Origin of the sequence: Stenotrophomonas hibiscicola ATCC 19867 (assembly GCF_000382065.1) — a bacterium.
Taxonomy (GTDB): domain Bacteria; phylum Pseudomonadota; class Gammaproteobacteria; order Xanthomonadales; family Xanthomonadaceae; genus Stenotrophomonas; species Stenotrophomonas hibiscicola.
The window spans coordinates 691266-708002 of the sequence record NZ_KB907500.1 but is presented as its reverse complement, the minus strand read 5'-3'; the positions used below and the strand labels follow the sequence as shown (position 1 = coordinate 708002).

Genomic DNA, 16737 nt, shown 5'->3' with positions numbered 1-16737 from the left:
TGCCGTGCGTGGATGCGCGCCCCCGCTCGCGGTAGTGCCGGCCGCTGGCCGGCAAGCTCGGGGATGTCTGCGGTTGCCGGCCAGCGGCCGGCACTACCTACCAGCGCAGCTTGCGCCGCGCCAGCGCCGCAGCCAGCTGATCCATCACCTGCTGCGCCTGTGCCTGCGGCAGATGGTGCAGGGTCAATGCCACATCGCCATGCGCGCCGGCAGTATCCAGCTGCAGGCTGCTGGTGCCCAACAGCTTGTCCAGCGGCGAGCGCAGCAGGCGCAGGCCCTGCACCTTGTCCAGTTCGGCCCAGCGCCACCAGCGCTTCCACCAACCGCCACGCACTGCCACGTAGTGCTCGTCCAGGTGCCAGGCCATGCGTGCCATCTGCCGATGAGCGACCAGCAGCGCCACCGGCAGCCACGCCAGCACCAGCAGGCCCCATGGCCCCCAGCGCCAGTACGCGGCTGCGGCCAACAGGGGTACCAGCAGCAGCGTTCCCAGGCACAGCCGCCACCAGCCACGCTGCGGAATGGAGTGCCATTGCGTCGGCGGCCACTGCAGCTGAGGCAACAGGTGCTGCACCAGCTGCTCGCAGCGCGTCGCCTGGGCCAGTGGTGCCAGCTCGCGCAGGGCGCGGTCCTCATCGCGCGAAGGGCCACCGGCAGCGCTGTCGATGCGCAGCTGGCGCAGGCCGAACCAGCGATGCAGGGTGGTTTCGCGCAGCGTCCAGGCCTGGATGCGGCGACGCGCGACACTGCTGCGGGTGCGGCTGAGCAGACCGGCCGAGACGGTCAGGCGGCGATCCTGCTCGCTGAGGGTAAAGCCGTGATAGCGCAGCAGGGTCAGTACCACCGACAGCACGCGCAGCGCCAGCCAGCCCAGCAGCAGTGCGGCGGCCAGCAGCAGGAAAGCGCCTGCTACGCCGGGGTGCAGGTGGCTGGCGTAACCGAAAGCCTCGCGGCCACCACGTTGGATGGCTTCGTCCATCACCGGCCGCGGCACGGTCTGGAACAGCACGCCGAAGGCGGCAACCGCCAGTGCCCAGCCCCGATTGGAGAGCAGGCCCATGCGCATCACGTCCCAGCTGGACAGGCGCAGCAGGACGTGTTCGGTGTCGGCCACGGTGACCGCAGGCGCGGGGACAGCGTCGGCGGCCTGTGGTGCCTGCCCGCGCTGGCGCACGAGACGTTCCAGCGCCAGCGCCTGGTCCAGCTTCAGCACTCGCATTTCCGCTTCGGGGCGCACGCCACCGGCCGACTCCAGGCGCAGCTCGGCCACGCCGAACAGCCGGTGCAGCGGATTCTGCCGCACTTCCACGTTGTGGATGCGGGCGAACGGAATCTCGCGCCGGTTGCGCGCAAGCAGACCGCTGCGCACGGTGATCGCATCGCTGCCGATGCGGTAACGGTAGCTGAGGTACTGCAGCACCGAGACCAGGACCAGCGCGGCGATCGCCGACAGTGGGATCAACTGCGCCCACATCGGATCGCGGTCGCCGCGCTGACCGAATACCAGCAGTGCGACCAGCGGCAGGAAGTAGTGGCGCAGCTGCATCAGCAGCACGAACAGCCATGACCACGGGTGCAGGCGGTGGTCCTCGCTACCGGCGCGCAGTGCTGCAGGCAGAGGCGGTGGCAGGCTCACAGGGCGTCAGCGTCCTGGTCGAGCTGGTGCGAAAGGGTGTCGCGCAGACGCTCGGCGTCGGTTTCATCCAGGCCGCTCACGGTTACCGCGCTCATGCGGGTGCCGGCGGTATGCACGATCAGCGTGGCAAGTCCTGCACGGCGTTCCAGCGGGCCCCTGCGCAGGTCCAGGTGTTGTACGCGCGAAATGGGAATACGGGTTTCCAGCTGCCACATCAGGTCTCGCCGCAGGCCGAGGCCCTGTGCGTCCAGCCGCCAACGGGTGCGGACCAGGCGGCGGTGGCTGAGAAATGCGCCACATGCAGCCCCTGCCAGCAGCCCGAGGGCGGCGACCCACGCGCCGCCGGGTAGATCGAAGAACCACCATGCGGCCGCCAGCGGCAGGCCTGGCACAAACAGGCCGCCGAAAGCGCCTTCCAATGCCGCCAGCCGCGCGGCGCGGCGCGGCAGCGACTGCCACGCGTCGGCGGGCGGAGCGGTCAGGGAGATGTCGGTCACGCGGGCTCCGTCAGGTGGCAGGGCGAGCGGTGGCGGCGGTAGCCGCACCGCGCAGACGGTAGCAGGTCGGCTGCGTTACTGGGCAGCCTGGATCAGCGCATCCACGTCCAGCAGATGTCCTGCGCGATCGGCCTTGGTGCGCAGGTAGTGCTCGTTCTCGGCGGTGATCTCGCCGGTGACCGGAATGCAGTCCAGTACCTCGATGCCGGCATTGCGCAGGCGCTGTGCCTTGGTCGGGTTGTTGCTGAGCAGCGCCACGCGCGAAATGCCAAGGCCGTGCAGCATGGCCACCGCACTGCCGTAGCGGCGCTCGTCGGCGCCGAAGCCGAGCTGCGCATCGGCGTCGATGGTGTCCAGGCCGTCGTGCTGGTAGCCGTAGGCACGCATCTTGGCTGCGATGCCGGTGCCACGGCCTTCCTGGTCCAGGTACAGCAACACGCCGCCGCCCAGCTCCTTCAGCTTGCGCAGGCCGCGCCGCAGCTGGTCACCACAGTCGCACTTGAGCGAACCGAACAGGTCGCCGGTCAGGCATGAGGAGTGCACGCGCACCGGCACCACCGCCGACAGGTCCGGTTCGCCGACGATGATCGCGACCTGGTCGCGCTGGGCCACGCCGCCGCGGAACACCGCGAAGGTGGTCATGCCGACGTCGCGCAGCGGCACCGGCGAACGCGCCACCAGTTCGTAGTCGTGGGCCGCATGTGCTGCGCCTTCGGCCAGGTCGCACAGGGCCACCTCGGCGGCGCCCTCGAAGGTGCGGTCATCAACGTCCAGGCGTACCGCCACCATCGCCGGCAGCAACAGGCCCAGGCGGGCCAGCTCCACCGCGCCGGCATCGAAGGCATCGCCCGCCGTCCAGCCGTCGGGCATCGGGCCCGGCTCGCGCAGGTAGCCCAGCGAGGGGAGGGCATCGAAGGCAACGCCGGCCAGCGGCAGGCGTGCGCCTTGCGGGGCCTCCACGCCGAGCACGCGGGCGCGGGTGGCGGTCAGGAACAGGTAATGCCGCTCGCGGGCGGCATTGGCGAAGGCAGCGAAGCTGCTGGCCGTGGCGCTGTCCAGCGCGATCACCGCCAGGCGCTGGCCGTGGCCATCGTGGAGCAGCACCGGGCGACCGGCGCGCAGTTCGGCCACCGCGCGCTCACAGCGGATCGCGGCCGGATCGCCGAACAGGGAAGAAGCAGCAGGCATGGCAGGACCGGGGGAGGCGGACATCGCAGTCTCTATGGGGGCGACGGCGTCGTATTCAACGTGGTGCGGCCAGTGGTCGCAGGCGGCCGTCAGTGGGGGTGTTCCTCAGTTGCGTACGGGTCTTCCTCGCCGCTGCCCGGCGGCCGCAACGTATAGCGCTTGTAGGTCCACTGGTACTGCGCCGGGTCGCGGCGGGCGATGCGTTCGATGCCGGCGTTGAGCGCGGTGGCGGCCACCTGCGGGTCCGGGTCGGCCACGGCCGGGTCGGTCGGTTCGATGTGCAGGGCGAATTGCATGTCCGGCCCGATGCGCTCGCACCAGCCGTACAGCACGGTGGCGCCGGTGCGCTCGGCCAGTCGGTTGACCAGGGTCATGGTCAGCGCCTGCACGCCGAAGAACGGCACGAACACGCCGTCGCCGGCCTTGGGCTGCTGATCGGGCAGGATGCCGGTGGCACCGCCGTCCTTGAGCACCTTGAACAGCTGGCGCACGGCCGGACCCTCGGCGCGCACCTGCTGCACGTTCTGGCCGCCGCGCACCAGCTGCAGGAAGGCATCGCTGGCCTCGTCCTCCGGCGGCTTGTAGACGATGGCGATCTGCCCGCGCGAGGCCAGCCACTGGTTCAGCAGCTCCCAGTTGCCGAAGTGCGGCGCGGCCACGATCACGCCCTTGCCGCTGGCCAGGGCTGCGTCGTACAGGGCCTCGCCGTGGCGCTGCTTCAGATGCAGGCGCAGGTTGTCGGCCGGCCTCTGGCTCCACAGCCGCAGGGTCTCGATGGCCTGCAGGGCGGTCGAGCGCAGCAGATCGCGATGCAGGCGGTCCCGCGCGGCACTGTCCAGGTCGGGGTAGGCCAGTTCGAGGTTGCGCCGGGTGACACGGCTCTCACGGGCATTGAGACGGATCCAGGCCCACGCCAGGGTGCGCGCGAACGCCCGCAGCAGCGGCCAGGGCAGGCGGGCGAACAGGGTGGTGGCGCGGTGGACCAGCCGGGCTTTGCGTTGCGGATTCATTGGCGCCAGTTTAGCCAAGGGCGCTGCTATCGTGGCCGGCCCTGTTCATTGGAAGCCCAGATGCTCGTCCTGATCCAGCGTGTCAGCCAGGCTGCTGTCCATGTAGATGATGAAACCGTGGGCCAGATCGGACCAGGCCTGCTGGCGCTGGTGGGCATGGAGCCGGGCGATACCGAGGCCCAGCTGCGACGGATGGCCGAGCGCCTGCTGGGCTACCGGGTGTTCGCCGACGAGGCCGGGAAAATGAACCGGTCGCTGCGTGACACCGGCGGCGGCCTGTTGCTGGTCAGCCAGTTCACCCTGGCCGCTGACACCCGTTCGGGCATGCGGCCGAGCTTCACCAGCGCCGCAGCGCCGGAGGAGGCTGAACGCGGGTTCAATCAATTTGTCGAGATCTGCCGTGAAAATCACGCGCCAGGGGTGGAAACAGGCCGGTTTGGTGCCCATATGGTCGTCAGCCTGGTCAATGACGGTCCTGTGACCTTCCTTCTCCGGCCCTGAGCCTGCGGGACCACCGCCCGGCAGGCGGGGCCCCGGGCTGGTATAATGCTACGTTCCCTATTTCCTACCCAGCCGGTGGCGCGAGCACTACATGGCCAACGAACGTCCTGCCCAATCCGAAATCAAGCAACTGATCAGCAAGGGCCTGGAACAGGGCTACCTGACCTACGCCGAAGTCAATGACCATCTGCCGGACGACATGGTCGACCCGGAACAGATCGAAGACATCATCGGCATGATCAACGGCATGGGCATCGATGTCCATGAAGTTGCGCCGGATGTGGAAACCCTGCTTCTCAACGACGGCAACACCGGCAACCGCGAAGTCGATGACACCGCGGCCGAAGAAGCTGCCGCCGCGCTGAGCGCGCTCGACACCGAAGGTGGCCGTACCACCGACCCGGTGCGCATGTACATGCGCGAAATGGGCACCGTCGAGCTGCTGACCCGCGAAGGCGAAATCGCCATCGCCAAGCGCATCGAGGAAGGCCTCTCCCAGGTCCAGGCCGCGCTCGGCCAGTTCCCGGTGTCGGTCGAGTCGCTGCTGAACGACTACGAAGCCCACAAGGAAGGCAAGAAGCGCCTGGCCGAAGTGATCGTCGGCTTCAATGACCTGGTCGACGAAGAGCCGGCGCCGCCGGCGGTCGCTGCCGATGACAGCAGCGATGCCGACGCCGAAGGCGACGAGGACGAGGACGATGATGTCGAGGGTGGCGAGGAAGAAGCCGCACCGACCGGTCCGGACCCGGAGGAAGTCGCCGCGCGCATGCAGGCGCTGAGCGATGCCTTCAATGCGTTCAAGAAGGCCGCGACCAAGGGCGACAAGAAGAACCTGCCGCGCCTGCGCGAAGAGATGTCGGCGGTGTTCGTCACCCTGAAACTGCCGCTGCCGCTGACCGACGTGCTGACCAAGCAGCTGCGCGACACCATGGCCGACATCAAGTCGCATGAGCGCCGTGTGCTGAACCTGGCCACCGTCACCGCGCGCATGCCGCGCAAGGACTTCATCCGTTCCTGGGAAGGCAACCAGACCAACCTGGAATGGGTGGAAGACGCACTGAAGCGCAAGCAGAAGTGGTCGTCGGCCCTGCGCGAAGTGAAGGACCAGATCATTGCCGAACAGCAGGCGACGATCGACATCGAGAAGCTGACCCAGCTGGACCTGGAAGAGCTGAAGGAAATCAGCCGTGCCATGGCCTACGGTGAAGCCAAGGCGCGCAAGGCCAAGAAGGAAATGGTCGAGGCCAACCTGCGCCTGGTGATCTCGATTGCCAAGAAGTACACCAACCGCGGCCTGCAGTTCCTGGATCTGATCCAGGAAGGCAACATCGGCCTGATGAAGGCGGTGGACAAGTTCGAATACCGCCGCGGCTACAAGTTCTCGACCTACGCCACCTGGTGGATCCGCCAGGCGATCACCCGCTCGATCGCCGACCAGGCGCGCACCATCCGTATCCCGGTGCACATGATCGAGACGATCAACAAGTTGAACCGCATTTCCCGCCAGATGCTCCAGCAGTACGGCCGCGAGGCCACGCCGGAGGAGCTGGCCAAGGAAATGGACATGCCGGAAGACAAGATCCGCAAGGTGATGAAGATCGCCAAGGAGCCGATCTCGATGGAAACCCCGATCGGTGACGACGAGGATTCCCATCTGGGCGACTTCATCGAGGACACCAACGTGGAGTCCCCGATCGAGAACACCACCAACATCAACTTGTCTGAAACCGTGCGCGACGTGCTGGCCGGCCTCACCCCGAGGGAAGCCAAGGTGCTGCGCATGCGCTTCGGCATCGACATGAACACCGACCACACGCTGGAAGAGGTCGGCAAGCAGTTCGACGTGACCCGCGAGCGCATCCGCCAGATCGAAGCGAAGGCCCTGCGCAAGCTGCGTCACCCGAGCCGCTCGGAGCAGTTGCGCAGCTTCCTGGATATCGATTGATATCCGGCGATGGCTGATGTGTTGAGAGAAACCCCGCTTCGGCGGGGTTTTTCTTTGCCCACCACATCCCTGTAACGCCCCGCCTGTGCTCTGCTGAGCCATATAATTACGTAACAAATAATGTAACAAAGATCCGCGTCGAAGCTGGCTCTTCGTGGATATGTCCATTATTTTCAAGCTCATAGACGCAAGATCGTGCTTGCAGTCCCGTTTTTTTGATGCTAATTACGTAACAAGCTTCGTATTACGTAATGCACATGCCACGCGCTCAACGCCCACAGGTATTGGATCTGATCGCTCAGCTGGCCCCCGGCCAGCCGCTACCAGCCGCGGCGCTGGCCGAGCGTCTGGGGGTGGACCGGATGGCGCTCAGCCGGCTGGTGGCCGCCAGTGGCCCGCAGGTGGTGCGCATGGGCAGAACGCGGGCAACCGCCTATGCGCTGCGGCGGCCCACCCGGGCAGGCAGCGAATGGCCGCTGTACCGGCTGCGCGAAGATGCGACGCTGGAGGAGCTGGGGCGGGTAATTGCGCTGGTAGGAGGCGGCTTCCATGTCGACGCCGGGCCTGACTGCCCGAACCTGCGACGCGCGCCCGAAGGTGGCGTTGCTGCCTTCTTTCCTGACTTACCGTGGTACCTGGATGACCTGCGACCGCAGGGATTTCTTGGTCGCAGCTTCGCCCATGGCCGTGGGCAGGCGCTCGGCCTGCCGAAGGACCTCAAGGGCTGGCAACCGGACGATGTGTTGATGGCCCTGGTAACCGCTGGCGGGACTGAAGCGGGCGATCTGCTGCTCGGTATCGCTGCTGTGGAGGCGGCGATGGAGACGTTGCAGGCGCCGATCGATCGGGTTGCGGCCGACGATCGTCTTGCACAGTATCGCGAGCGTGCGCGTGCTGCGCTGGACGGAGAGGACGTGGGCTCCTCGCCGGGTGGCGAGCAACCCAAGTTCACCGCCACCGTGGAGGTCCACGGCAGGCGCCGCTCGGTGCTGGTCAAGTTCGCGCAGCCCGATGAAGGCGCCGCCGCCCAGCGCTGGAGCGATCTGCTGGTCTGCGAACATCTGGCGCTTGAGGCCCTGCGCCAGTCCGGACAAGCCGCGGCGTCCAGTGAACTGCTGCAGTCGCCCACGCACACCTTCCTGGAAATCGAGCGCTTCGACCGCACGCCCGATCTGCTGGGGCGGCGAGGCCTGGTCTCGCTGCTGTCGCTATCGTCTGCGTTCACCGGCGAGGTCACCCCAGCGTGGCCGGTTGCAGGCGCCGAACTGCGTGATCAAGGCTGGCTGACGGCCGACACCGTGCAGGCGATGGGCCGACGCCACGCGTTCGGGCGGCTGATCGGCAACAGCGACATGCACCACGGCAACATCGCCTTCCACTTCGTTGATCGCGGCCCGCTGCCGTTGGCGCCGGTCTACGACATGCTGCCGATGTCGCTGGCGCCGTCAAAGCTGGGCGTGTTGCGCGCGGACGAGCCGCTGTCGCCGGTCGCACCGCTGGGCAGTGGTGATCTGCAACATCTGCGCTGGGCGGCACCGGTGGCTGAAGCATTCTGGCAGTGCGTGGCTGTTGACGGGCGGATCCAGTCGCCAGCAATGCGGTCATTGGCGGGGGCGAACGCCGAGCGGGTGCGGGAGATGGGCGCGCGGTTTGGGTGAGCCAGCTGTTGCGCAAGCCTGGGCGCGCGGCGTTGCGCAGCGATGGCTGAGGGTTTTTCAGTGTGTCTTGGCGCCGGCGGGTAGCCGGTTGAGCGCAGGCTCCACTACACTGTGGCGCTGCGCCGGGCCTATAGCTCAACGGTTAGAGCAGGGGACTCATAATCCCTTGGTTCCAGGTTCGAATCCTGGTGGGCCCACCAATTGAACGTCCAGCAAAGTCCAGTGACGACGCCCCGATGGCGTCTGGCTGGTGCGTCAGGGGCGCCAAGGGCAGCACCTTGCGGCGATGCCCTTTCATTGTGGTGCCCTCAGGATCGTGGCAGATTCTCGATAGGACCAACGCGACCGGGCGGCGGCGGCTGACAGTTGCCGAAGCACCCGCCACCACCGGGGACCCAGCCGCCGATCCCGCCACCACCGCCAGTGCTGCCACCACCACCACCGCCAGACGGGGGTGTCGAGGCGAAGCTGTCCTCGGTGCCGCCTGACTCTTCTGCCGACTTCCCGCACGGCTTGCTGACGGTGATCATGCTTGAGCCGGTCATCATCATGATTTTTGTTTTGTACATGACGTTGCCGACGAAGGACGTGTTGCGCCATGCATCCGCACCGAACGTCCTTTCAGCGGTCTCATCCAGCTTCTTCAGGAATGCCCGGTTGGGCGCATCTGCGGATGAGGCACCGGCTTGCTTGGCCGCCGCGATATCCTTCAGGTCGACCGATATCGAGAACGGGAGCATTGGAAGAACGGTGCAGGCCAGAGCAACACCGGTAACGGTGAAAGCAGCGGTGGCCAGGACGAATTTACTTGCAGGTTTCATTGCCATCCTTGCGAGTTGTCAACGGGGAACGGGCGGTAATCGGGAACGAACGGGACGCCGGTTCGTTCCTGGTAGAGCTGGTTGAATGTGGCATTCAGACGAAGCGCTTCGGCCTCCCCCTGCATCCGCTCTTCGATAGTGAGCGGTGCAGAGAACATGATTTCCCTGCCAAGCGCGGCGGAAGGGTCTGCGCGCATCTCCAGGACGCGCGAAACCGCGTATGCGTTGATGTTTCCGGCTCGACCGGTGGATGCGAAATGAGTCGCAAGCAGTTGCAGTGCAAAGTAGTTGCCGTCCACTGCGGACGACATCATCCGGTCCAAGGCGGTTCGATCGGGCAGCTTTCGCGAGTCCAGCATGGTGCGCGCAAGCTTGTCGCCGCCGTGGGCGGCTTGTTCCAGCAACGCATCGGGCGCGCTGGAATAGGAAGCCCACTGCGCGGTATTCGGATAGCCATGTTCATCCAGCCAGCGTTGCTCCTCGCGGCTACGCCCATCAAATGGATCATCGTCCTTGGGTTCCATTCCATCGCGATTCTGCGGAACACCAGGAAACAGCATGCTCGTGCTGTTGGCAGGCCGTAACGCGGGTGACGCAGCCGAGGGTGTCGGCGCAGAAGGATCCTTGCGCTGCCCGCCCGCCTGTTCAACGTTCGGTGCCGTTTGCGAGGACTGTGGCGTGGGGCGAAGGAGGAGAAGGGCCGCCACCGCTCCCGTGGCGAGTACGGCAACGACGAGTGCTGCAGCGAATTTCTGCGATGAACTTCTGTATTCCATGAGGGTGGTGCAGTTTCCTTGCGATTAACACTGGGTCGGGTAGGCGACGCAACAACGTTGGAGCTGCTCGCGCAACTGAAACGGAGTGCATGCAAGTCCCCAGAGATGGACTCGATCGTCTTGTGCACATCTGCATCGCCCGCAGAGAACGGAAAAGTGGTGCAGCCTCCCCCGGTCCGCCTTGGTTCGTATTCAGTCCTTGTTTACGTTCTGGTCCTTCACGCGCTTCGGACCCGGTGCCGGGCGACCCGTTGCACATCACCGACGACTGGTCACGACCAGAGCTCCGGGCACCGCCACAGGCCTATTGGAGCGAGTGCCGCGCCTTTGTTGCGGCGCAGGGAATCCGCTTGCCGCTCTCTCCGGGCTGAGGCCTGCGCAGCCGGCGAAGGTGCAGCACTGTCGATCACCGCACTCTGTGCCGAATGACACATGCCCCGCCATTTCTGCTGGCGGGAAGATGGCGGCATCCCGAAGTGGAGTGATCTGATGCCTGGTACGCTCAGTCGTCGCGCCTTCCTGGCCAACGCTGCTGCCGTTCCGGCGGCCACGCTCATGGCCACCGGCGTTGCTGCGGTGGCGCAGCCAACCGTCACCACCGGGAGCCTGATCGACGCGGAACGCGGCGTGGTCCGCTCGGCCATGGACGGCAGCGGCATCGGTGCCGCTGCCGTCTGCCTGGTCGAAGGCGGACAGGTGCGCTGGACTGAAGGCTTCGGTCACGTATCAGGCCAGGGCAGCGCGGCCGTAGACGCCAGCACGATGTTCAGCATCCAGTCCACCTCGAAGAATTTCGCGGCGGTGGCGGTGCTGTTGGCCGTGCAGGACGGCATCCTTGATCTGGACGCGCCCATTACCCGCTATCTGCCGTCGTTCACGGTGCGCAGCCGCTTCGAGCATGCTCCACAGGAGCGCATCAGCCTGCGCCTGCTGCTTGCCAATCGCGCGGGATTCACGCACGAGGCGCCACTGGGCAACAACTACGAACCGGCGTCGCCGGGCTTTGATGCGCACGTCCGCAGCATCTCTCAGACATGGCTGCGCTTTCCAGTGGGTACGCGCTATCGCTACTCCAACCTGGGCTTCGACCTTGCCGGTCATGTCATTGAGCAGGTTGCGGGCATCAGCTATCCGGCCTGGCTGCAGCGCCGGATCTTCGAGCCGCTGGGAATGCACGACAGTACGGCCGATGCCTCGATCTACCTGGCAAGCAAGGGGCGGGCACTGGGAACCCAGGAAGGCCATGCGCAGGTACCGCCGGTGACGCCGCTGGTGGTGTCGGGAGGCGTCTGGACCAGTGCCGCCGACATGGCGAAGTATCTTGGCTTCCTGCTCGGTGGCGGTCGATCCGGTGCGCAGCAACTGCTCGAGCCTCACCTTTGGGACGAGATGCATGGTTTCGGCCTGGGCGGTGACTACGGGCTCGGTGTCATGCGCAGCGAACGCCTCTACGGCAGTACATCGGTGAGGCTGCTGCACCACCGCGGCGGGGGCTTCGGATTCGGGTGCGTGTTCACCTACTGCAGGCAGGCAAACGCTGGATTTGCCGCGATGTTCAATCGCGCGACGTCTGCGGGGTACGGCATTGGCCAGCGTCTGCTCGATCAGCTGTTGTCGGCGCGTTTCGGGCCTCGTCAGCCGCGTGTGCCCCTGTCTTCCCTGGCGCCGATCAGGTTGAACCAGGACCAGGTGCAGCGGATGGCGGGGAGCTGGATCGGGCGCAGCGGCAAGGCGAAGATCGTGGTTGCCGGAAGCGGTGAACTGCAACTGCATCGTGGGGCGCAAGCTGTGGGCGGCCGTTTTGCGGCCATCGACGGCGACCAACTGTTCACCGTGGACACCGATGGAGAAGTTGCGACGTACCGCTACCATGCGGCGACGGACATGCTGCCGGCGCACCTGGAATGCAGCAACGGCGAGGACGGCCTGGACCAGAACGATCCCATCGATGGGCCCACCGGGCCGCAGGCGCCCCATTGGCAACCCTGGCTGGGGCGCTATCGCATCGACCAGTGGGGAAAACCGTCGATGTCCGTTGTGCTGGAGCAGCGACAGGGCTGGCTGTACATCGATGGCATCCGCCTGGTCACTGAAGTGGAGCCAGGCTTGTTGTTCACCAGCGATGGCGAAGCGGTGGATTTCCGCAGCTCCCAGCCGACATGGCGAAACCTGCGTCTGCAGCGCGTCCCGCCCGTGGGCCAGGGGTGATGGCGGCATGCCGCCTGCTTATCCGCGCCGCCCACGCCCATCAATGCTGTAGCGCCCGGCTCCGGTGCAGGCCAGCAGCAGGAAGCCACCGGCCAGGCCCAGGTTCTTCAGGAACATGATCTGCTGGGTCTGATCGGCGAAGTTGTGGTGGAAGATGAAAGCGGTGACCAGGCTGAAACCTGCCAGTACGACCGCCACCAGCCGGGTCTGGAAGCCGAGCAGGATGCACAGGCCGCTGCCGATTTCGAAAGCGATGGTCGGCCAGAGCAGGATGCCGGGAACTCCCATTGCCTCCATGTAGCCCTGGGTACCACTGAGATCACCGAGCTTGCCCAGCCCGGAGACCAGGAACAGGGCCATCAGCAGGATGCGTGCAAGCAGGTAGGCGAGCGAATGCGATGAAGTGCTCACGTCGAGGTCCTCGGAGATGGCCGACGCAGCCGATCGGAGCCCACCGGCGGTGAAGCCCGTGTCTACGCGCCGGGCAGGGCGCCTTGACAGCTGCCGCGCTGCAGTAGACCTTTCCCGCATGACGATCGATATTGAATCGCTCAGCCTTCGCGAGCTGGGTGCCCTGGTGGTTGCCGCTGAACGGCGGAAACAGCTGATTTCCAGCCGCCGTCCGGCCAGTGCGGTGCGCCGGATGCTGAAGGCCGCCGCCGCCGAAGCCGGATACACCATCGAAGAACTCTTTGGCGGCCAAGCCTCGGAAACACCTGCGCCCGCCCGCAAACCCGCCCGCCGTAAATCCGGCAAAGTCGCGCCCAAGTATCGCGACCCGGAATACAAGCGCCTGACCTGGACCGGTCGCGGGCGCATGCCGCGCTGGTTGGCGTCCAAGGTGTCGATGGGCCACAAGGTCACCGATTTCCTGATTCCTGGCTTGGCCAGGCCGACCGCTGGCAAGACCAGCACCATCGGCAAGCGGACCGTCATCAAGAAGGGATGAGGCTGCAGCACTGCTACCCTGCCTAGGTCTTTCAACCAAGGGGCACGGGATGGCACACGAGAGTGGCATGATGATCACGCCGAAAGTCCTGCACGCCGCGGCAGGCGCGGCCGTGCTGGTCAGCCTGCTGGCCTGGGCGGTGGAATGGAGCGGGATGGCCTATGTCTGCCCGTACTGCCGCGTGCAGCGCACGGTCATCGGCGTGCTCGGCCTGCTCACGCTGTTCGCGCGCCCGGGGAGCCTCATCGTGCCCTGGTTGTCGTACACAGCCGGTGGCTTCGCGTTCGTGGTCGCAGCGATGCAGCACTTCAACGGCTGGAAGCGCATTTCCGCCGGTGATTTCAGTTTCAACGCGCAGTGGTACATCGATCCGTGGCTGCTGTCCGGCTGCGCGATGCTGATCCTGGTGGCGCAGCTGATGCTGGTGCAGGCCGCCTGCCGGCGCAGCTTGCGCTGAGTATTTCCACGCATGGCGCGGAACTACCCGTTCTGGAATACCGCCAGCTGCGCAGCAAACGCGCGCTGATAGGCGGGACGCTGCGTTGCCCGTGCCACATAGGCCACCAGCAGCGGATACTCGTCAAGCAGCCCGCTGCTCTTCAGACGCAGCAGCACCGAAACCATCATCAGGTCGCCCGCGCTGAAATCGCCGTCCAGCCACGGCGCGTTGGCCAGCCATGTTGACAGTTGCGCCAATCGCGCCCGAACCCGCTCATCCAGCATCGGCAGCCGCTGTGCGTACCACGGCTGCTCGCGCTCCAGCACCCAGGCCATGGAGCGCTCGACAATCGGCGGCTCTACCGTGTTCAGTGCGGCAAACAGCCACATGACCGCGCGCATGCGGGCATCCGGATCAACCGGGAGCAGGCCGGAATGTTGTTCGGCCAGGTGCAGGACGATCGCGCCGGATTCAAACAGGACCTGGTGGCCCTCCTGCCAGGTGGGAATCTGCCCGAACGGATTGCGTGCCAGGTGCGCGGGCTGCTTCAGCTCGGCAAAGCTGAGCAGCTGCACGTCATAGGGCACGTCCAGCTCTTCCAGCGCCCAGCGAACGCGCATGTCACGGGCCAGGCCCTGGCCGCGGTCGGGAGAGGTGGCGAAGGCGGTGAGGATGGCGGTCATGGCAGCAGTCCGCGTGGTGAGGGAAGGGCTTTGATGATCTGACGAGCGGGCGTCCCGGAAATCGACATCGATGGCGGCGCCCTGCACGTCACCTGCACGCGTCCTGCACGCACGTACCGCCGCCGATCCATCAGTCTGCCGGGGGCATCCGCAGAGACAGGTAGCAGGCATGAATACCCCCGGAAAACCGAAGCCCAGTTGGCGCCAGAGAAACGTACTGATGGGAGCGCTCGCCGCGGTCGTGGTGATCGTGCTGATCATCCTGTTCGTTCCCTGGTGAGGCTGGCCAGCACCGCTCGATGTGAGCCACGCGCCACTGTGGCGTGAAGCAGTCAGTGCGGGTTGGGTGAAGTGATGTGCATATCAATCGCTGCTCACCCGCGAACCACACGAGCATGTCCACAGTGGATCCGCAGGCAGCGCAGTCGAGGCTGCTTTTCTCCCCCTGAAACGAAGATACAGGAGCAAGGCCATGAGCACCCAGTCCACCATCGAACACCGCCTCAACGACCTGATCGAGATCGCCCGCGACGGCAAGTCGTTCTACGAAGAGGCCGCAACCAAGGTGAAGGATGCCGAGCTGTCGGCCTTGTTCACCCGTATCGCCGGCGTCAAGGGCCGCATCGTCGCGGCGCTGAGCGGTTCGGTGGCTGCCAGCGGCGGCAAGCCGGCCGAGCATGGCACCGTGGTGGGTTCGATGCAGCAGTTCTACGGCAAGGTCCGCGCCGCGTTCGGAGATACCAACTATGGCTACGTGGCCGAGCTGGAAGAGTCCGAGGATCGCCTGCTGGGCGCGTTCAAGGATGTGCTGAAGGACAATGAACTGCCGCCGGCGGTGCGCCAGGAAGTCACTCAGCTGTTGCCCGAAGTGCAGGAGTGCCACAACGTGATGCGCGCGCGCAAGCATGCGATGAAGGCGGCCTGACGATCAACGGCGGCCCACTCCCCAGGGTCGCCGCGGCCGGGGCGGCACCGCTGCCCCGGCCACCCTGAACCGGTCGCTGCTACACTTGCACCGGTTCCGCACCGCCAACGATCAACACCATGAGCAACGGGAACGGTCCGCAGACAGTTCGCTGAGCCGCAACAACGATGCAGACGTTGTTGCGGTGATCATCCCTGCGATGCACGCGAAGTGGATGGATCGCCGCCGGATCACTCCGGGCGGAGACTCCCCATGTTCAATCGAAAGGCCCCGCGTTGGGCCCACCCGTTGCCGTCGGCCATTGTGCTGATGGCGCCGTTCGACCTCCTGGCCTCGCTGGCCATGGACATCTATCTTCCTGTGGTGCCGGTGATGCCGCAGGCACTGCAGACATCCCCGACGCTGGTGCAGCTCACGTTGAGCAGTTACCTGCTGGCGCTCGGGCTGGGCCAGTTGCTGTTTGGCCCATTGTCCGACCGCATCGGGCGACGCCCGGTCCTGTTGCTGGGGGCGTTGCTGTTCGCGCTTTCGTCGTTTGCGCTGGCCTTGTCCGGCAGCGGCGCCGCTTTTCTGGCCTGGCGAACCGTACAGGCGGTGGGAGCGTCGGCGGCATTGGTGGCGACCTTCGCCACGGTCCGTGACGTCTATGCCGATACACCCGAAGGCGCCTCGCTGTATGGGTTGTTCGCTTCGATGCTGGCCTTCGTGCCGGCGCTGGGGCCTGTTCTGGGCGCACTGCTGGCTGGTGCCGTCGGCTGGCGCGCGATCTTCGTTCTGCTCGGTGTACTGGGCACGATCGCCGGCCTGCGCGCGGTGCGGCATTGGCACGAAACCCGCCCGCAGTGCCATGACGGGGCGCGACCGGCGGCACGACGCATCCTCGGCAGCGGCGCGTTCTGGGTCTACACGCTGGGCTTCAGCGCGGGCATGGGCACATTCTTCGTGTTCTTCTCAGTCGCGCCCCGGTTGCTGGTCGGGCGCATGCAGTACTCGCCGCTGTCGTTCAGCCTGGCCTTCGCGACGGTGGCACTGGTGATGATCGTCACGGCACGGATGGCGAACGCGTGCATTGGGCGCTGGAACGTGCGCGGTACCTTCCTGCGCGGCCTGTGGGTGATGTTGGCCGGGGCGCTGCTGATGGCGTCGGCCGCCGCGTGGCGTCCCTCGTTGATCGGCGTGGTGCTGCCCATGTGGGGCATCGCGGTGGGGCTGGTGATGGTGGTTTCAGTGGCTGCCAACGGTGCGCTGCGTGATTTCGCCGATGCGTCGGGTGCGGCGGTGGCCCTGTACTACGCAGTGCAGAGCATTATCGTGGCAGGCATCGGCACGCTGGTGATCCTTGTGCTACCCGGCGATACCGTGTGGCCGCTGGTGGCCTATGGGTTGCTGCTGCCACTTGCCAGCCTGGCAGGTGCCGCCGCCCTGCGCCGTCGCGCATAGCGCTGGGGGGGGGCAAAAAAGGGGCGGCCGCAAGGCCGCCCCAACCCGTCAAGAGAACACG

Annotated in this window: 16 protein-coding genes and 1 tRNA gene; 9 read left to right on the top strand and 8 right to left on the bottom strand. The window is 66.1% G+C overall.

The genetic code is table 11. From position 1 onward, the window contains the following. Positions 1 to 97: 97 nt before the first annotated feature. The 4 genes from G370_RS0111755 to G370_RS0111740 form a co-directional block, all read right to left on the bottom strand. A complete protein-coding gene (locus G370_RS0111755; protein ID WP_019660773.1) occupies positions 98 to 1636 on the bottom strand; it encodes a PH domain-containing protein in 1539 nt (512 codons plus the stop codon). Next, complete coding sequence (locus G370_RS0111750; protein WP_019660772.1) at positions 1633 to 2133, bottom strand: PH domain-containing protein; 501 nt, start codon at positions 2131 to 2133, stop codon at positions 1633 to 1635. Before G370_RS0111750 ends, G370_RS0111755 begins: the two co-directional genes overlap by 4 nt. A 75-nt stretch (positions 2134 to 2208) precedes the next feature. After that, positions 2209 to 3345, bottom strand: coding sequence for a GTP cyclohydrolase II RibA (gene ribA, locus G370_RS0111745; RefSeq protein WP_019660771.1), 1137 nt, complete (start codon positions 3343 to 3345; stop codon positions 2209 to 2211). Positions 3346 to 3410: 65 nt separating this feature from the next. Next, entirely contained in the window at positions 3411 to 4331 is a 921-nt protein-coding gene (locus G370_RS0111740) for a lauroyl acyltransferase (RefSeq protein ID WP_019660770.1), read from the bottom strand. Positions 4332 to 4391: 60 nt separating this feature from the next. On the opposite strand from G370_RS0111740, the gene dtd reads away from it, so the two are divergent. The 4 genes from dtd (at position 4392) to G370_RS0111720 (ending at position 8635) form a co-directional block, all read left to right on the top strand. Then, positions 4392 to 4832 (top strand): D-aminoacyl-tRNA deacylase, encoded by a 441-nt coding sequence (gene dtd / locus G370_RS0111735; RefSeq protein ID WP_019660769.1) that lies wholly within the window; start codon positions 4392 to 4394, stop codon positions 4830 to 4832. A 91-nt stretch (positions 4833 to 4923) separates the two neighbouring features. Then, on the top strand, positions 4924 to 6777 hold the full coding sequence (gene rpoD / locus G370_RS0111730; protein WP_019660768.1) for an RNA polymerase sigma factor RpoD: 1854 nt from the start codon (positions 4924 to 4926) through the stop codon (positions 6775 to 6777). Between the two features lie 284 nt (positions 6778 to 7061). After that, positions 7062 to 8435, top strand: coding sequence for a type II toxin-antitoxin system HipA family toxin YjjJ (gene yjjJ / locus G370_RS01000000120810; protein ID WP_019660767.1), 1374 nt, complete (start codon positions 7062 to 7064; stop codon positions 8433 to 8435). A 124-nt stretch (positions 8436 to 8559) separates the two neighbouring features. Next, positions 8560 to 8635 (top strand) — tRNA-Ile (locus G370_RS0111720). A 108-nt stretch (positions 8636 to 8743) separates the two neighbouring features. On the opposite strand, the gene G370_RS1000000121625 is transcribed toward G370_RS0111720, so the two are convergent. Beyond that, positions 8744 to 9256, bottom strand: coding sequence for a hypothetical protein (locus tag G370_RS1000000121625; protein ID WP_154081336.1), 513 nt, complete (start codon positions 9254 to 9256; stop codon positions 8744 to 8746). Beyond that, positions 9253 to 9780 carry a hypothetical protein gene (locus G370_RS1000000121620; protein ID WP_019660765.1) on the bottom strand — a complete coding sequence of 176 codons (528 nt, stop codon included), beginning with the start codon at positions 9778 to 9780 and terminating at the stop codon, positions 9253 to 9255. Before G370_RS1000000121620 ends, G370_RS1000000121625 begins: the two co-directional genes overlap by 4 nt. An 807-nt stretch (positions 9781 to 10587) precedes the next feature. Here G370_RS1000000121620 and G370_RS0111705 point away from each other — a divergent pair. After that, positions 10588 to 12240, top strand: coding sequence for a serine hydrolase domain-containing protein (locus G370_RS0111705; RefSeq protein WP_245541213.1), 1653 nt, complete (start codon positions 10588 to 10590; stop codon positions 12238 to 12240). Between the two features lie 18 nt (positions 12241 to 12258). Here G370_RS0111705 and G370_RS0111700 read toward each other — a convergent pair whose 3' ends face one another. Then, complete coding sequence (locus tag G370_RS0111700; RefSeq protein ID WP_019660763.1) at positions 12259 to 12651, bottom strand: DoxX family protein; 393 nt, start codon at positions 12649 to 12651, stop codon at positions 12259 to 12261. A 118-nt stretch (positions 12652 to 12769) separates the two neighbouring features. On the opposite strand from G370_RS0111700, the gene G370_RS0111695 reads away from it, so the two are divergent. Both G370_RS0111695 and G370_RS0111690 read left to right on the top strand, forming a co-directional pair. Further along, positions 12770 to 13189 carry an H-NS histone family protein gene (locus G370_RS0111695; protein WP_019660762.1) on the top strand — a complete coding sequence of 140 codons (420 nt, stop codon included), beginning with the start codon at positions 12770 to 12772 and terminating at the stop codon, positions 13187 to 13189. Positions 13190 to 13238: 49 nt separating this feature from the next. Then, positions 13239 to 13646: a hypothetical protein gene (locus G370_RS0111690; RefSeq protein WP_019660761.1), complete on the top strand. Its 408-nt coding sequence runs from the start codon at positions 13239 to 13241 to the stop codon at positions 13644 to 13646. A gap of 23 nt (positions 13647 to 13669) precedes the next feature. Here the strand turns inward: G370_RS0111690 and G370_RS0111685 are convergent, their stop codons facing one another. Beyond that, positions 13670 to 14311, bottom strand: coding sequence for a glutathione S-transferase family protein (locus G370_RS0111685; RefSeq protein ID WP_019660760.1), 642 nt, complete (start codon positions 14309 to 14311; stop codon positions 13670 to 13672). Between the two features lie 472 nt (positions 14312 to 14783). On the opposite strand from G370_RS0111685, the gene G370_RS0111680 reads away from it, so the two are divergent. Together G370_RS0111680 and cml are read left to right on the top strand one after the other, a co-directional pair. Beyond that, positions 14784 to 15236: a PA2169 family four-helix-bundle protein gene (locus G370_RS0111680; protein WP_005419568.1), complete on the top strand. Its 453-nt coding sequence runs from the start codon at positions 14784 to 14786 to the stop codon at positions 15234 to 15236. Positions 15237 to 15488: 252 nt separating this feature from the next. Further along, the gene (gene cml, locus G370_RS0111675; RefSeq protein WP_019660759.1) at positions 15489 to 16676 is read left to right on the top strand and encodes a CmlA/FloR family chloramphenicol efflux MFS transporter; all 1188 of its coding nucleotides are present in this window, start codon (positions 15489 to 15491) and stop codon (positions 16674 to 16676) included. Positions 16677 to 16737 lie beyond the last annotated feature (61 nt).